The 17,104-nt window shown below is 40.3% G+C and carries 11 protein-coding genes; 5 read left to right on the forward strand and 6 right to left on the reverse strand.

All coding sequences use genetic code 11. The annotated features are described in order from the left end of the window. From BUA53_RS00005 to BUA53_RS00015, 4 genes are all read left to right on the forward strand, one after another. Positions 1 to 1,828: T9SS type A sorting domain-containing protein (locus tag BUA53_RS00005; protein WP_084079724.1), on the forward strand; the 1,828-nt coding region annotated here is incomplete at its 5' end. A gap of 149 nt (positions 1,829 to 1,977) precedes the next feature. Continuing rightward, complete coding sequence (locus tag BUA53_RS21610) at positions 1,978 to 2,103, forward strand: hypothetical protein (RefSeq protein ID WP_262494382.1); 126 nt, start codon at positions 1,978 to 1,980, stop codon at positions 2,101 to 2,103. 397 nt (positions 2,104 to 2,500) lie between these two features. Next, a complete protein-coding gene (locus BUA53_RS00010) occupies positions 2,501 to 4,546 on the forward strand; it encodes a glycoside hydrolase family 97 protein (protein WP_217652895.1) in 2,046 nt (681 codons plus the stop codon). 22 nt (positions 4,547 to 4,568) lie between these two features. Beyond that, on the forward strand, positions 4,569 to 5,273 hold the full coding sequence (locus tag BUA53_RS00015; protein ID WP_072833198.1) for an ROK family protein: 705 nt from the start codon (positions 4,569 to 4,571) through the stop codon (positions 5,271 to 5,273). 15 nt (positions 5,274 to 5,288) lie between these two features. Here BUA53_RS00015 and BUA53_RS00020 read toward each other — a convergent pair whose 3' ends face one another. Both BUA53_RS00020 and BUA53_RS00025 read right to left on the reverse strand, forming a co-directional pair. Beyond that, positions 5,289 to 7,910 (reverse strand): MGH1-like glycoside hydrolase domain-containing protein, encoded by a 2,622-nt coding sequence (locus BUA53_RS00020; RefSeq protein WP_245792979.1) that lies wholly within the window; start codon positions 7,908 to 7,910, stop codon positions 5,289 to 5,291. A gap of 132 nt (positions 7,911 to 8,042) precedes the next feature. After that, positions 8,043 to 8,996 carry a glycoside hydrolase family 5 protein gene (locus BUA53_RS00025; protein ID WP_072833199.1) on the reverse strand — a complete coding sequence of 318 codons (954 nt, stop codon included), beginning with the start codon at positions 8,994 to 8,996 and terminating at the stop codon, positions 8,043 to 8,045. Between the two features lie 387 nt (positions 8,997 to 9,383). Here BUA53_RS00025 and BUA53_RS00030 point away from each other — a divergent pair, with 387 nt between their 5' ends. Further along, positions 9,384 to 10,151, forward strand: coding sequence for a hypothetical protein (locus tag BUA53_RS00030; protein ID WP_072833200.1), 768 nt, complete (start codon positions 9,384 to 9,386; stop codon positions 10,149 to 10,151). A gap of 76 nt (positions 10,152 to 10,227) precedes the next feature. Here BUA53_RS00030 and BUA53_RS00035 read toward each other — a convergent pair whose 3' ends face one another. The 4 genes from BUA53_RS00035 to BUA53_RS00050 are packed head-to-tail and all read right to left on the reverse strand — an operon-like array spanning position 10,228 to position 17,074. Continuing rightward, positions 10,228 to 10,524, reverse strand: a complete 297-nt coding sequence (locus tag BUA53_RS00035) for a cupin domain-containing protein (RefSeq protein ID WP_072833201.1) — start codon at positions 10,522 to 10,524, stop codon at positions 10,228 to 10,230. Between the two features lie 39 nt (positions 10,525 to 10,563). Continuing rightward, the gene (locus BUA53_RS00040) at positions 10,564 to 11,745 is read right to left on the reverse strand and encodes an aldose epimerase family protein (protein ID WP_084079725.1); all 1,182 of its coding nucleotides are present in this window, start codon (positions 11,743 to 11,745) and stop codon (positions 10,564 to 10,566) included. Positions 11,746 to 11,758: 13 nt separating this feature from the next. After that, the gene (locus BUA53_RS00045) at positions 11,759 to 13,723 is read right to left on the reverse strand and encodes a glycoside hydrolase family 127 protein (RefSeq protein ID WP_072833202.1); all 1,965 of its coding nucleotides are present in this window, start codon (positions 13,721 to 13,723) and stop codon (positions 11,759 to 11,761) included. A 15-nt stretch (positions 13,724 to 13,738) separates the two neighbouring features. Continuing rightward, the gene (locus BUA53_RS00050) at positions 13,739 to 17,074 is read right to left on the reverse strand and encodes an amylo-alpha-1,6-glucosidase (RefSeq protein ID WP_072833203.1); all 3,336 of its coding nucleotides are present in this window, start codon (positions 17,072 to 17,074) and stop codon (positions 13,739 to 13,741) included. Positions 17,075 to 17,104: the final 30 nt, after the last annotated feature.

The following is a 17,104-nucleotide window of genomic DNA, read 5'->3' on the forward strand; positions in this document are numbered from 1 at the left end:
CGCAGGACAGAGCTACACCATACAACCTGCAGACGTTACACCGCCTGTGGTATCCAGCATCAACCGCCAGACACCATCCACACAGGTCACCTCCGCCACTTCAGTGGTGTACAGGGCTACCTTCTCAGAGACAGTCAGTGGCGTGGACGCTACAGACTTCACCCTTACTGTGCTTAGTGGTAATCCATCGGGAACCATCAGCAATGTGGCTGCCGTTGCAGGCACCAGCAATGCAGCCTATGATGTGACAGTGAGCAGTATTAGTGGAGCAGGTGACCTGCGCCTGGATCTAAAAGCCAGTGGCACCGGCATCACCGATGCTTCAGCAAATCCTATCTCAGGTGGCTTCACCTCCGGACAGAGCTATACCATACAACCAGTATCAACACAACCTGGTTTTGCTTCTGTAACACTTCTTGGTTCCATACCAATAGCCGAAAAAACCGCAGATAAACCCCAGGCTAAAGCATGGAAGTATGCAAACAGGTGGTGGTGTGTTTTATCGGCCACAAGCGGTACGCAAATCTTCCGTTTAGATGGTACTTCCTGGACTTCGGTATTAACTCTTACAACAAAAAGTTCAAGGCCAGATTGCTGGATAGTAGGTAATGTGGTACATATCCTGCTTTATAAAGGTGCTTCAAACAATTCATTCATATATTCGATAGAATATGATCCAGCTACAAATGCTTATAAACTTTGGAGCCAAAGACAGTCAGCAGTTACATTGTCTTTTCCTGCAGGTTCTGAAACAGCAGATCTGACTGTTGATGGACAAGGTAGGATGTGGGCAGCTTCTGCAGGAGTAAGCGAAGTTTATGTATGGTGGAGTGATGCTCCCTACTCTACCTGGAGCGCACCTATCATTATTGCCACAGGAGTAAAGGATGACGATATTTGTGCTATAACAGCAATACCTAATAAAGGAAAGATTGGAATATTCTGGTCTAATCAAAACACTAAACGGTTTGGCTTCAAAACACATAATGATGGCGCTAGTCCTTCTAACTGGTCTGCAGATGAAGTCCCTGCTTCCCAATCAGCCATTGATAATACTACAGCAGGCATGGCCGATGATCACATGAATTTAAAAGTTGCCAGCGATGGAACCTTGTATTGTGCCGCAAAAACAAGTTATAATACAAACGGTTTTTCAAAGCTTATATTACTTATAAGACGTCCAAATGGTACCTGGGATAACGCATATCCAGTTACTATGAACCCCGAGGGAACTCAGCCCATAGTTATTCTAAATGAAACATTAGGTAAGTTGAAAGTGGTCTATGCAACAGTAGAAAATGGTGGCGATATAGTCTATCGCGAGAGTTCGACTTCAAACATATCTTTTGGTTCACCAAAGCTTTTATTCGGCAACAATGGCAAACTTTATGATTATGTTACAAGCACACATCAGAATTATAATCCGGATATTGTTTTGATAGCTACTAATTTAAGCACCAATCCATTACAGGCTGTAAGTGTTTTGGCAACGGATGGAAATAATGCCCTTTCAAGTATTTCACCTTCCAGAACACCGAAAGATCAAAACCTTGAGGTGCAACAATCAAAGGCTATACTAAAGGCATATCCAAATCCTTCTACAGGAAATACAAGAATTGATTTTTCACTTACAGAGTCCAATGCTTACGCAATTACGTTGTATGATGCAAAAGGCACAAAACTTTTTGTACTCAGTCAGGGATGGGCGGAAGCTAAAGTGCAAAATACAATATGGCTTAATACTTCCTCGTTAGCCAACGGTTTATATTTAATAAACATTAAAACCAATAATGTTAGTCAAACGCTTAAGCTATTAGTGAAACAATGAACTAAAATTATCTTTTGTAGAAAGTTGGAATTAGGCAATACTATACTATATCCAGCTATATAAGTGTACTTACACATTACCCAATTACAATTAAATAATAATGAAGGTTTAAGCTTCTGATTGCAATTCTTTTTTTCAATAGTTCTCAAATGAGAAACACCAGCCTTCTCCATGTAATGGAGGAGGCTTTTTTTTTGAAAGTGGTGAATGAACAATTAGACCTGGCCAGGCTAAAGAATTTCTTAGCATGCTACAACTTCCCTGTTTTCATTTGAATGCGCAATCCTTTATTGTTTTGCCATAAGTGCCCTATTGGAATTCATTACTAATATTTATTAGGATTTCAATGATTTCGGCAGTAATATTTATCCACAGTCCACTCTAAACTCTTTTAAGGAAAAACAAGACACCAACCCAAAACAGGGATGTCCCGAAGATATCCCGAGGATATCCCGAGGATAAGCCGACGATAAGCCGACTCTTATAGAGTCGGGATATCCTCGGCTTATCTATGGCTGATGTATGACATATGGTTGGGACTTGGTAAGAGGAATTTCCGGTGTTGGGAGTTGGAAAGTTGGAGCAATGCAGGTTTGCATTAAAATTACTGGGAGAAAAGTTTATATTAAGCATTATTGGAAGCTTAACTTTAGATAGCAGGTAAACATATTTATGCTCCGGAAATTCATTGGCAGGAACTTTAATATATTATTCTATAAAGGTTTGATGGAAACACTACAAATGAGATTTATGTCATTGCTTTTATTTGCAATGCTACTTTTCACGTGTTACCAGGGATATTCTCAAAAACTTACCAGGCTTACTTCACCGGATGGGAGTATAGAATATGTTTTCCAACTTAAGAATCATCTTCCGGAATACAGTGTTTTTTACAAGCGGATAGCGCTCATAAAGAATTCAGGCCTGGGTTGGGCATTTAAGGAAAAAGGAAGCTTAAGGTATAACCTCAAAGTTCTTACTGTTAGTATTAGTGAGGGAACAGAAAGTTATAAGTTGCCATTAGGAAAAACCAGTTCTGTCAATGCTCATTATAAACAGTTGATCATTCCCCTGGAAGAAAGAAAAGTAAACGGAAGAAAATTAAACTTAATAGTCAGGGCATTTAATGATGGGCTAGCATTTCGTTATGAAGTGCCAGTACAAAAAAACTGGCAGGCATTTACATTGACAGACGAAGACACCCAGTTTAAATTAGAAGGAGATCCCAAGGTACGGGCCTTGTTCCTTCCAAATTATACTACTTCACATGAGGGCGAATACAGCTACCTGGCCTTGAGTAAAGTAAAGGAAGACACATTAATGGATATGCCAGCATTATTTGAATTTCCGGGCAATACTTATATGGCCATTACTGAAGCAGCCTTACTTGATTTTGCGGGTATGTACCTATGCAAGCAAAACGGCGTTCTTAGAAGCATGCTTTCTCCCCTGCCCGGCCAGCAGGATCTTAAAGTAAAAGCAAGGCTACCTCATCAAAGTCCCTGGCGGGTGTTGATGATCAGCGACAGGATCGGTTCACTGATTGAGACAAATATTTTAACCACCTTAAGCCCTCCCTGCAAATTAAAAGATGTATCATGGATCTGGCCAGGTAAAACCACATTCCCCTGGTGGAACGGTAGTATTATACCAGATACAACATTTGCTCCGGGCAACAATTTTGAAAACAACCAGTATTATATAGATTTCTGTGCCCGCAATGGATTGGAATATCACACAGTAGTGGAAAGTTGTGGTCATGAATGGTATACCAATGACGGAGAAGGTTACCAGCCGGGAGCACATGCAGATGTTACAAAACCAGTAAGTGGGATTGATATGAAGCAGATCTGCGATTATGCCAAAAGCAAAGGTGTAGGTGTCAGGGTTTGGGTTCACTGGAAAGCCTTATATCCTCAACTCGATACTGCCTTTGTGGTGTTTGAAAAATGGGGACTTTCGGGAATGATGGTTGATTTCATGGACAGGGATGACCAGGAAATGGTGAACATACAAGAAGAGATTTTACAAAAAGCAGCTGCCCACAAACTTCATATTCAATACCATGGAGCCTATAAACCTACCGGCTTATCGCGTACCTACCCAAACGAAATTACACGGGAAGGCACATTGAATTATGAAGTGAATAAATGGGAAAAGCGTATCACGCCTGATCATGATCTGAATATTATTTTTACCCGGATGCTTGCCGGGCCTACAGATTATCACCTGGGCGGATTCAGGGCTGTTCCTGATTCCCTGTTCAAAGTTCAATACACGAGGCCTTTACAATTAGGCACACGATGCCATATGCTTGCTATGTATGTTGTTTTGGAAAATTACTTAGGCATGGTCTGCGATTATCCGGCTGCCTATGAAGGACAACCCGGATTTGAATTTCTTAAAATGGTGCCTACCGTATGGGATGAAACAAAAGTACTGGAGGCTAAGGTTGGTGAATATATTGTCATTGCCAGGAGAAAGGGAAACGACTGGTTTATTGGTGCCCTCACAGGTCATAAAGGCCGGGTTATAAAATTCGATTGTAATTTTCTTGGAAAAGGAACCTGGGAAACCACTACCTTTTCAGACACCGAAGATGCCGGCATTAATCCCAACAAGGTTGATAAACAAATCAAAATGATTGCACCTAATGCACACATTGAATTCAAACTGGCTTCGGGTGGCGGAGCTGTCATGCACATTGTAAAGAAATAATTTATTCAAATATTATATTATCATGGAGAATGTACCTGCTCATAAAATATTAACTATAGATATTGGCGGCTCACATGTAAAAGCTGTGATATTAGATGCCCAGGGTGCACTTATAAGTGACTACAAAAGAGTGCCTACTCCTGTTCCTGCAACCCCTGAAGCAATACTCACTGCAATAAAACGTATAGTTACCGAATTTAGTTTTGATAAAGTATCTGTGGGTTTCCCGGGATATGTAAAAAACGGGATTGTTGAAACTGCACCTAATTTAGGAACTGAATCATGGATTCATTATAACCTGGCCGAGGCTATTTCACAAATCTTACAAAAGCCTGTAAAACTGGTGAATGATGCTGACCTGCAAGGATTGGGTCTTGCCAAAGGCAAAGGGCTGGAATTAGTGATCACATTAGGGACAGGTTTTGGAACAGCGCTGATCAATAACGGCATTCTTATGCCGCATTTAGAACTGGCACATCACCCTGTAACAAAAAAGAAAACCTATGATGAATACATAGGGCAAAAGGCGCTGGATAAAATAGGTAAAAAACGATGGAACAAAAGAATGGAAAAAGTTATAAGGATATTAAAAGTTGTCTTTCACTATGATTCTTTATTTATAAGTGGAGGCAACGCTGATAAATTAGATTTCAAACTTGATTCAAACATTACTATCGATTCCAACAGGGATGGCATAAAAGGCGGAGCTAAACTTTGGACATCGTAAAGCTTACAATTGATTTTAGATACTGTCCCGGATAAGGCATGTCAACAAAGCTGTCCACCCGGTCTGGTGGCTGGCACCCAACCCTCTTGAAGTGTCACCATGAAAATATTCATGAAATAACACAAGCTCTTTGTTTTCTGCTCTATTATAGAAATTGTTATACATTCCATATAAAGGCCTCATACCCTCATCATTTTGCAAAAAAATACTTATTAATCTATCAGTAAGGAAGTTGGCTACCTCTTTTAAATTCATTTGGTTGCCAGAGCCCCTTGGACAATCAATAAGAAGACTTTCACCGTAAAAAGCATAATACTTATGAATAGCTTTAATTATTAAATAATTGATTGGCATCCATACTGGTCCACGCCAATTAGAATTACCCCCAAAAAGGCCGGAAGTTGAGTCACCCGGATCATATTGCACATGAAATTGTGCCCCTTCTATATTGGCATTGTAAGGATGATCACCGTAGTACCTGGACAAGGCTCTTATTCCCCCCGGAGAAAGAAATTCTGATTCATCAAGTAATCGTTCCAATAGTTTTACCAGCTTATCCTTGTGAACAAGAGATAAAAGGATCAGATCCTGGTGAGCATTTTCTTCGTTAGGCAAATACATATTGTTATGCATCCTGTATTCCTTCAACCAGCCCATTCTTTTTTTCAGATCATTCAACTGTTGCAGTTTTTCCTTGCTTAAAACTGATACTGCCAACAAAGGTGTGATACCCACTATGGAACGAACTTTAAGAGGCATGGTAGTTGATCCATTTATCAAAAGCATATCGTAAAAGAACTGGTCTTCCTGGTTCCAGAGGCCTAATCCATTCAAAGCTTCTGCAATCAACACGAAATGTTCATAAAACTTGGTGCAGCTATCCTCGAATGACGGATCGTGAACAGCTATTTCAAGTGCCATATCCATCATGTTCAATGCATACATGCCCATCCAGCTGGTACCATCCGCCTGTTCCAAAATAACACCAGCAGGTGTATTACTCCGGTTAAAAACTCCAATATTATCAAGTCCTAAAAACCCACCTTCAAAAATATTGTTGCCATTGATATCTGCCCTGTTTGTCCACCAGGTAAAATTCAAAATGAGCTTTTGGAATATCTTTTTCAAAAAAGAAATATCCCCGGTTCCCTTGTTCTCCTTTTCAATGCGATAGACCTCCATGGCACAAAAAGCATGGACCGGTGGGTTGACATCACTAAAATTCCATTCATAGGCAGGTAATTGTCCCTGGGGATTCATATACCATTCCCGCATAATCAAGATCATTTGATGCTTGGCATAAACGGGATCAATCATGGCCATTGGGATACAATGAAATGCCGTATCCCATGCTGCATACCAGGGATACTCCCATTTATCAGGCATCACAATAATATCCTGGTTTTTTAAATATTTCCAGTTATGGTTTCGCCCATTTAACCTTTCATCACTTACAGGGGTAATCCCATCAGAATTGTTTATCCAACGCTCCAAATCATAATGATAATATTGCTTGTTCCACAGCAGCCCTGCGTATGCCTGCCGCTGAATATTTTTCAACTCAGGTTTAAGGTTTTCAGTAATTACAGAAGCATAAAATTCATCGGCTTCCCTTCTTCTCAGGTTAAACAGGTCTTTAAAATTTTCTTCAAAGGGGGTTTGAACAAATTGGTCTGAAAGGCGCAAGTATATGTCTTTTGATGTACCGGGTTCAATAGTCAATTGATAGAGCGGTGAAAATTTAGTTCCTTCATTTTGGGAGGCAACCAACTTCAGGTCATTGTTAATAACTGCCTCGTGAAAGGCATCCTTTACACGGCTGTATGCATTTGGCGTTCCAAATAACTTTTCTGAGTTGGTTTCATTTTCTGTAAATAAAAGTGCTGATGCTTCTTCAAAATAAAAAAAGTAGGACCCAAGCCGTTCATGTTCTGCTTTAACGGTTTGGTTGTCTACAAGGCTTAATAAGGGTCTTTCTTTTAATCCACCATACTGCCAGCGGTTATAAAACCATAAAGTGGGCAACAAAGAAATAGGGGCGGATTCATTTCCCCTATTACTGATCCTGATCTTTATAAATATGTCAGTGTCGGTCTTTTTTGCATATTCTACTTCAACATCAAAATATTTATTATCGTCAAATATGCCAGTATCCAGTATTTCGTATTCAGGTTCCTGCCTGGATCTTTGTTTATTTTTTTCAATTAATTCTAAATAAGGAAAAGCGGGCTGGGGGTATTTATAGAGATACCGCATATAATAGTGAGACGGTACATTGTCGAGGTAATAATAAAGCTCCTTTACATCTTCGCCATGATTACCTTCCGGGTTGGTAAGGCCAAACAAACGCTCCTTTAAAATGGGATCTTTATGATTCCAGACTGCTATGGCAAAACAAAGGTTTTGATAAAAATCACTGATACCGGCCAATCCATCCTCTCCCCAACGATAGGACCTGCTACGGGAGTGGTCATGAGGAAAGTAATTCCAGGCATCCCCGTTCTGGCTATAATCTTCTCTTATTGTCCCCCATTGACGTTCACTGAGATAAGGCCCCCACTTTGCAAGAGGGACATCTTTAACAGCATTTTGCTGTAAGCGCCGGGCTTCTGCATTAGGTGTATCGTCCATTTCCATGAACTATAAAAATACTTATAAGGAATTGCCTTTATGATTAAATGTCAGGTAATAGCACTTGATTAAACTATCAAAGGCAAAGAAGGATCAATTCCCAGAACTTTTTATATAGATTAGACGAAGTGTAAATCTCTATTTGTATTGTTTCAACAAAGCCCTGGCTTTTTTCCCTGATTCTTTAAGGTCCTTTTTGCTCCAGTTTCCATTGGATTTAGCACTGGGATAGAGTACAGAGCAGGTTTCATCCTTATCAGACACTGACCAGGTGATCCAACTAATCTTATTTTGTTCTGCCCAGTCTATCCATTTGAGCCATTCGGTTTCATTCAATGTACCATTACCAGTTGCCTCCATTCCTGCAGATTCTGATATAAATATGGGTATTCCTTTATTGAGAGCATAGTTACAACGATCCCTGAGATCCTGTTTGTGAGTGGTCGCATAAAAATGAACTGTATACATGAGATTGTCAAAGCCAGCCAAAGGAGCATCAGCCACAAGGTGAATATCCTGGTCCCAATGTGGATTGCCTACCAAAATAATATTATCCGGATCGTGTTTCCTGATCACCTGGATCACTTCCGTTGCATAGTTTTTTACATCTTGCCAGCTTTCCTGGTCAGGCTCATTAAAAATTTCATAGATGATGTTAGGGTATTTCCCATACTCACACGCCATTTGCGCAAAGAAGGTTTTTGCTTCCGCCAGGTTGATATTATGACTATGCCAGTCGATGATCACGTAGATACCCGATTTGATGGCTCCATCCACAACCGCCTTAATTTTCTTTGCAGCACCCTCAGGGTCTTCCTTATAACCTCCTTTTGGTTCCACTCCCATGGCTGCCCGGACAACGGAACAATTCCAATCGCTGGCAAGCCAGGCAACCGCACCGGGATTGTAAAAACGTGGCCAGAAGTTATGCCATCCAAAACTCATTCCACGCAATACCAGCGGCGAGCCTTTTTCATCGCATAATTGAGAGCCTTTTACCTGGAGTTGGCCATGAACTTTTACTGGTTGTGCATATACAAACCGCAATACGAAAACAAAAAAGGTTAACAGGAAGAGGTATTTAAATTTCATGATTTTTTATTAAAAACCAACAGGAATATAAATGAGAAATCTTAATGAATCATGTATCGTTAAAATAATTGAAATCATTGTTGGAATAGTACCGGAAAATACACGTAAAATAACATGAATACGTCCGATAGCATTTTAATTCAATTTTTAATATTATTGCAGTATTCAACCAAACCCAAATGAAAATATTGTTTACCCTTACTGCTTTTTTTATAACCCTTGTGAGCTGCCTGTCACAGAAAACTGCCGATTTTATAAAAGGTAGCCTGGTAAATGTTAGTTTTTTACTATCAAAAATAATGAGGCTATCATAATAGCTTGTATGTAAACTTCCACAGGATACAATACATTACAACCACTGCTTTTATTAACCAAAACATAAAGAAAATGAAATTAAAGTCTTGCGCTTTTTTATTGATGTTAGCTTCTTTTTTAACTCAAACAAGCAAAGCTCAAAATTGCGATCCCTGGATTGTACAGATATATAAAGAATTATACAATGCTACACCTACTGCAAAGGAATGTGATATCAAAAATTATAACAACGGTAGCTGGAATAGTTATAATGAGCTCAAGGGATATATTAAACAATACAAAACTTTTGGAACGGGGCAAAAGATCAACCTGACCTGGCAATACACTCCTTCAGAAGTTACAGGCGACCAATGGATCACCCAAATTTATAAGGAGGAATATGGCCGGAAGCCTAATGCATGGGAATATAATATTCAAAACTATAATGAAGGCCATTGGCGTACATATGATGAACTAAAAAACCTGATCAGGCAATACCAATCCAGTGTGGCCAGCGCAGGAATGTTTTTAGATCTGTATGACCTGGGCAATGGACGTTTTGTAGTAGATCTGAAGATCAATGGAAAATCGGTAGCTGTAAGTATGATTGAGGGACGAGGTGGCAATGTTGTAGCATCCGGAGGTGCCAATGTGGTTGCTGCAGGTGGTGGCAATGTTGTAGCCTCAGGTGGTGCTAATGTGGTAGCTTCGGGCGGAGGAAATGTAATAGCACCAGGTGGTGGAAACCTGGTAATTAACCCCAATGTCCAGGGTTTCAGACCAGGATCTATTTATCGTATTCAATCCGGAGCCAACAGAACTATTAAAACCACAGGAAGAGGTGGTATTATAATCAGATAATTATTTAAAAGAAAAACCATCGTTGGTCGATGGTTTTTCTTTACTTCTTTGCAGTTACGTGCTGCTGTTAAACCTTTCAGGATTTCTCCTTGATCACCAAAAAAATACTTTCAGTACTGCCGGTAACTTCATGCAGTACGTTCACTGGTATTTCAAACGTAGAGAACTCTTTCAATTCCGTTCTGCTTCCTTCCATTTCGAAAATTATTGAACCCTTTAATACTACCAGTAAAGCTGGAATAGGCGATAGATGTTTTTTTAATACCTGGTCTTTCTTCAGGCCTATTGCAATCACATTGCTTTTCTCTGTGTTTTTGATCTGCAATACCGCAGGTTTTTCATCTGACAATTGTAATGCTTCCGTAATGACCATATATTAATTTTAAATTTTCGCTCAATAATTTATGGGAAACTATTTATCTACTGAAAATTTATAAACAGAATTAGAGTGATATTCCTTGCCTGGTTGCAAAACAGTACTGGGAAAAGAAGGCTGATTAGGTGAATCAGGGAAATGCTGTGTTTCAAGGCAGAAAGCAGTTCGGAACTCATCTTTTGCACCAGTTTTAAAACTGTTCTGACCCTGCATAAAATTACCTCCATAGAACTGCAAACCCGGTTCTGTAGTAAAGATGTCCATAACAATCCCGGATTTTTCTCCCTTAATAGTAGCTGCATGTATCAATCCTGTTTTTCCATTGGCATCAAGGACAAAATTGTGATCATAACCTTTACCAAATTTCAGTTGCTCATTCTTATCGTTAACCCTTTTGCCAATAGCAGAAGGCTGGCGAAAATCAAATGGTGTTCCTGACACTGGTTCTATTTTACCCGTAGGAATCAGGGTTGAATCAACAGGCGAATAATTACCGGCATTTACCTGCAACAGGTGATCATTGATAGTACCACTACCCTCTCCATTTAAATTAAAGAAAGCATGATTGGTAAGATTGACAACGGTCTTTTTATCCGTCGTGGCCTTATAATCCATATTCAATCCATTATCTGCACTCAATGAATAGGTCACTGTAACATTCAAATTTCCAGGGAAACCTTCTTCACCATCTTTTGACAAATAATTCAGTATAAGTGTTGAATCATTTGGCTGGCTGGCATCCCATACTACTTCCTGGAATCCATTTTTACCCCCATGCAATGTATTGCGCCCATTATTTGCAGACAATGTATATTCTTTTCCGTCAAGGCTAAACCTGGCATTGGCGATTCGGTTTCCATACCGGCCGATAGTTCCGCCAAAGTATCTTTCTGTTGCTTTCTGGTATCCTTCCTGGCTATCAAAACCTACGACAACATCCACTGGCTTTCCATCTTTTCCGGGTACCAGCAAACTTACCAGCCGACCTCCATAATTAGTAAAGGCAGCTGCCATCCCGTTATGATTCTTTAAAACATATAAACGCGTAGACTTGCCATTTAAAGTATCAGAAAATTTTCCCGGATCTGGCAAGGCATATCCTTTGGCTTGAGATTTTTCCTGTGGCTCCTTTGTATTACTGTTCCCATCATTACAGGCCGAAAAAAAAGTAAATAAAACCAGGGAACTGGAAATAAGCAGTGTGTTGTGACGCTTCATATTGAGTCGGAGTTTAATAATTGAGCTTAATATTGGTGACAGTAGTAGGTAACCAAACCTGCATGGAACTTGCTCCCCTGTTATTCCATGAATAGTATGGAATAGCGGTTACTTTTTGAGTAGTGGTGGAAACAGATTTTCCATCTGCACTTACCTGTACAACATTAGCATCAAAGTTAATGGTACTGACACCCCCTAATAAGCCAGGTTGAAATGTTGATTCGAACTTTGGTTGTGCAGGCATAATGATATTCCAGGCATTGTCATTATTATCCTTTCCTTCCACGCAATAAACCAATGGACCATACTGTAATGCTATCCTGTCCTTATCCTGCTTTACCTCGGGGTTGCTGATCACCTGCCTTACTTCCATTGGAAATTGTATGGTTATGACATCTCCTTTTCTCCAAGTCCTGTTTATCACAGCATAACCATCATTAATAGAATAGTCAGCTGCCTTACCATTTACACTGAACACTGGTTTAATTTCTTTGGTTTCTGCATATTGGTATAACTTGCCCGGAACGGGTTGATTCAACCATCCGGGAATACGCAGGTGCATACCAAATGTTTTCTTTTTTGCAGGATCCACCGTAATGCTCACATCGCCTTTCCAGGGATAGCCTGATTGCATATTTAAACCAATCGTGTTGCCATCTACTTTTACTTTGGTACTGCTTCCGATGAACAGGTTGACCCAGACACCTTTATCTCCTGTGCTATAAATGTAATTGCCCAGGGAGGCTACCAAACGTGCAATATTAGATGGGCAACATGCGGTTCCGAACCATTCACGACGATTTTGTGTTCCGGCTGAAGCCAATGGATTACCATAGAAGAACCGATCTCCACTTAAAGAGAGACCATCAAGGGCTCCATTGTATAAGCTCCTTTCCAATACATCTATATATTTTGCATTTCCTGTAAGCATATTCATACGCTGGTTCCAGAAGACCATTCCAACAGAAGCGCAGGTTTCACAATAAGCCTGGTCATTTGGCAGGTCATAATCATCACCAAAGCCCTCATTCTTTGCCAATGCTCCTATGCCACCTGTCAGGTACATATTTCTATATACCACATCTTCCCAAACGGCATTCATGGCATTCATGTAACCTGCATCACCGGTAACCGCTGCTACATCAGCTGTTCCGGTATATAAGTACATAGCCCGGACAGCATGCCCTGTTATATCTCTCTGATCCTTTACAGGTAATTCATCCTGGCAATATTTTGGATCTTTCCACTGGTCCCAGATAACTCCTTTTCCATAACCATGACCACGTTGGTCCAGAAACCATTTGGCTTCCTGGAGGTATTTGTCCTTGTTGGTAAGATGATACAATTTCATCAAGGCAAGTTCTATTTCCTGGTGACCTGAAACCCAATGACGATCTTTCAAGCGGAACACTGAATCTATATGGTCTGCCAGCTTAATGGCCACATCCAATATCTTTCTTTTACCGGTTGTATTATAGTAAGCGATGGCAGCCTCAATGAGATGACCAGCACAATAATCTTCATGCTTCTCCATATCGGTCCACCGATTTTCCAGACCAGTTAGTGTATAATAGGTATTGAGATACCCATCTGGTAACTGTGCGGCAGCAATTTTATCTATCCATTCATCTGCTTTTCGTTCAATTGCTGAATCGGGATGGTTACGTAAAGAATAGGCCATCGCTTCCAACGCTTTGTATACATCAGAATCATCATAGTAAACACCTTCATGTTTGCCTTTGGTGTGCAGGGCTGCTCTTTCAAAATTGCGAATGCGCCCCGTTTTATTTTCTGTATAATCAATGCAGGCACGAAGTGTGACATCTGCAACTTTATTCATTTTTGGCGTCCAGAAGTTATCATTGATATATACTTCTGAAAAGTTTACGGGATATAATTTTTGAAGAGAGCCGGTCTGTGCCTGTGCTCCATTGCAAATAAGAATGAACGAAAATGTCTTCAGCCAGTTTTTGATCATAATGAATGGATTAACTCATTTATTAAATGTTATGCGAATTTCTTTGCTTATATATTTTTCGCCGGAGGAAGGAAAATCAACCTGAAAGGTATAAACGTTTTCTTTTCCTGCTTTCAAAACTGCTCCTTCAACTTTTCCAGGTGGAGTATATGCTACCATGTTAAAGGTATGCATTGTACCAGGTCGACCTTCAATAATGGCTTTATATTGATTTACCTCCAGGACCTCTGATAATATTCTTGCTCCATGAGATATGTCACTCGGCTGCGGCAAAACCACTATTGGTAAGGCCCCTATACCTGCTTCATGATCTATTGAAATGACAGTTTTGCCTTTCCCTATGTTTGTTTTGAATTGAAGCGTAATCCCTTCGGCATTATTCACAATGGTATAATTCGTGGCCATACCATTCACCAATACCTTTTTAATCTTTGTTCCCAATGGAAGTTTTGGATTGAAATTCAAATTCAGCGGTCCATTGCTACTTAATGAATAGCTGGTATTGTTGAGGGCCCTTTGCAAATGCATATCAAGGACCCGGTTCCCCATCTTAATATTTCTTACTGTAGCGAACTTCCAATCCCATGGAAAATAGGGGGAAAGTGAAATGGTATTGGTCATGGCATCCGGATATAGACCGAGCATGCCCTCGATAGCTGGTTGTAATACCATGGTTTCACTCCAGCATTGCTGGCTGCATACCCCATTTGGCTTATATTGGTCACCATTCAGTGTTTCTTCAACGCTGCCCAGGCCCCAGTTTCGGTAAACCAGCAAATTATTCATGATATGCTGAAAACCGGCCTTGTTATTACCAGTTTTAAACTCTGATAGCGCAGCCCAGCCGCCATAGAGTGGCCAAACCATGCCTGCATGGTAACTGCCTGACCTGTATTTTGATGAACTATCTTCTATCATGCGTATGCCCCAATCGGTTGAAAAATGATTACCGGCCAGCCGGTCATTTACTTTCCTGACTTTGGAACTGTCAATAACGGAATTGAGATAAATAGGAACTGTTGCCAATACAGTAGCATCGGGCATAAATGATCCATCTATCATTTTTCCATTATTGTAGAACTGTTGGTTTTGGTTCCAGAAATCTTTATCAATAATGAGTTTCACTTTTTCAGCATCCGTGCTGTATTGTTTGGCAAGTTTATTAATCTTCAGATGGCTGGCCATATAATTAGCGGCATCCAATGCTGCGGCCCAACAGCCAGCCAGGTAAAATTCTGTATGTGTACCAAACAAGCTTCCTCCCTCGATCCAACCATGGCCAACGTTGGTATTTTCAATTAACCCTTCTCCGTCTGTATCTGTAGCATAACAAAAATCAATTGCTTTCTTAATGGCTACCCAATTCCTGCTGATGAAATCAATATCGCCACTGTAGCGCATGTAATGCGCAGCCAGGATCACAAATAGCGGGGTAGCGTCCGAGGCATCATAATGGGCAACACCACTGGAGGTTAGTTCATGGTAGATTTTACCATTGATATCCTGGTAACGGATAAGAGTTTCCAGCATGCCTTTGACATTTTTATAATCACCATAAGCGTCAATGGCCATAGAACTCCATTCACCATCCCTTCCAAAATACCAGGCATAGCCCGGGCGCCCACTTATTGCATGCCGGCCGTTCCATCCACGGGCAGTGGTGCCAAAACCAGCCATCAGGGCAGTACCAATACCTGGTGTTGTTTGCCAGAATTGATCGGTGCGGGCCAGTGCCCATTTGTAACCTATATTGAATTGTGAATCCGGGGTTTCAAAGCTTAAATGTTCATTGATAAGGGATTGGTAATAGCCATTGGTCTTTTCAAACAAACGTGACATTTGAGCCTGTTTAGCAGATAGAAGGCTTAATGCTTCCTTGTAGGAATTCGTACTACCAGCAATGTAAACATTCAGCACTCTATTATCCTTCACAGAAAACCTGTTTTGAATATTTACCTGGTTCTTTTCAATACTGGCGGTTGCTGTTTCCGACAATGGCGCCTGACTATACATCACCACGGTACTTAACTCACCATTCTGACCAGTAATGATATGGCTGTTAGAAGCTTTATTAAACCCATACTGAATACTTCCAGTAGCAGTATAGTTGTAAGGCCACATAAAACGAAGGCTTGAGGCATAGTCTATCACCAGTTCCTTAATATCATCACCTTCTATTTCAAAATGCGCCACACCTGCAGGGTCTTCAAAAGAAACTGTGTAAATTTCTTTTAGTATCGAATTTCTGATCTTATAATTTCTGATTAAATATTCCGGAGCAATGGTGGCAGATACCGGCAAATTCTTAACCCATGTAATAGAATCCGTCCCTTTTAATCTTACACCTACTGAAAAATCCCGCAAGGCCATGAAGGGATGCATCCATATTTCATCAACACCACTGTTCATTTTACCCATCCATAATATCTTGCGGCCTACAAGGTCATAAAAATCTTTTGAAGCACTGTCCTGGTGCTGTGCAATGGTTGGTTTGGGAAGGTTCCATTTTCCAGGTTGAATACTTTTTACCGGTGTTGCAATGAAAGCAAAAGGACTAATGTTCGTTTCCTTAAAATCCCAAACATAGTTTTTACTCTTTTTGAGTTTGCCTGCAGCATATAAAAAAACGTAATTCGTAAATTTTTGCAAATGCTGCCTGTTATAATTATCTGCAGCGTAGTAAAGGTAGCTGCCGGCAGCAATGATCTTTCCCTTACCCAAATTATATTCCAGGAGGAGTTTGCTTGATTCCGTAAAAGTGATATAGGTCCATTGAATACCTATAACATTTGCTTTCGCAGGAATGCTGTTGCCAAAGAAACCATGCTTTCGCACAATATGATCCTTTTTTTGCTTGCTGGTATATACTCCACCTAACAAACCATCAAAAATAGGATGGGATTTAAAAGAGTGAAAACCAAGAGGTCTTCCAAAACCTTCATCTATTACGGTATCTCTTTGCAACTGAAATGCATTGGGTTCGATTCCCCAATCATTTAATAAAGGAACTGCTTCCATAGACAGGAATACACTACCGCCTCCTTTCACAAATGCTTTGATGGAAGCACCCAATGCCTTTTCGAAAACGGTAAGATCTGCCGTATCTGTACGATGGTACCAGACCTGGTTGAAATGATGTAAGGCAGCTCTCTTTTTTAAATCGCTTAATGAAACCTGCTGAATGCTAAACTGTTTATTTTTTTCCAGCATTTGGATCATAGCTGAGAGTTCTGCCGGAGCACAATGATCTTTTACAATAGCAATACGAATTGGCTGTGCCTGAAGTACATTCAGACTAACAATAAAAAAACAAATGGTCAATATGGATTTTAAAAACGGGGTAAGCTTCATGATCTGAATGAAATAATAATAGAAATAGAA

The organism is Flavisolibacter ginsengisoli DSM 18119 (assembly GCF_900129295.1).
Lineage (GTDB): Bacteria > Bacteroidota > Bacteroidia > Chitinophagales > Chitinophagaceae > Flavisolibacter > Flavisolibacter ginsengisoli.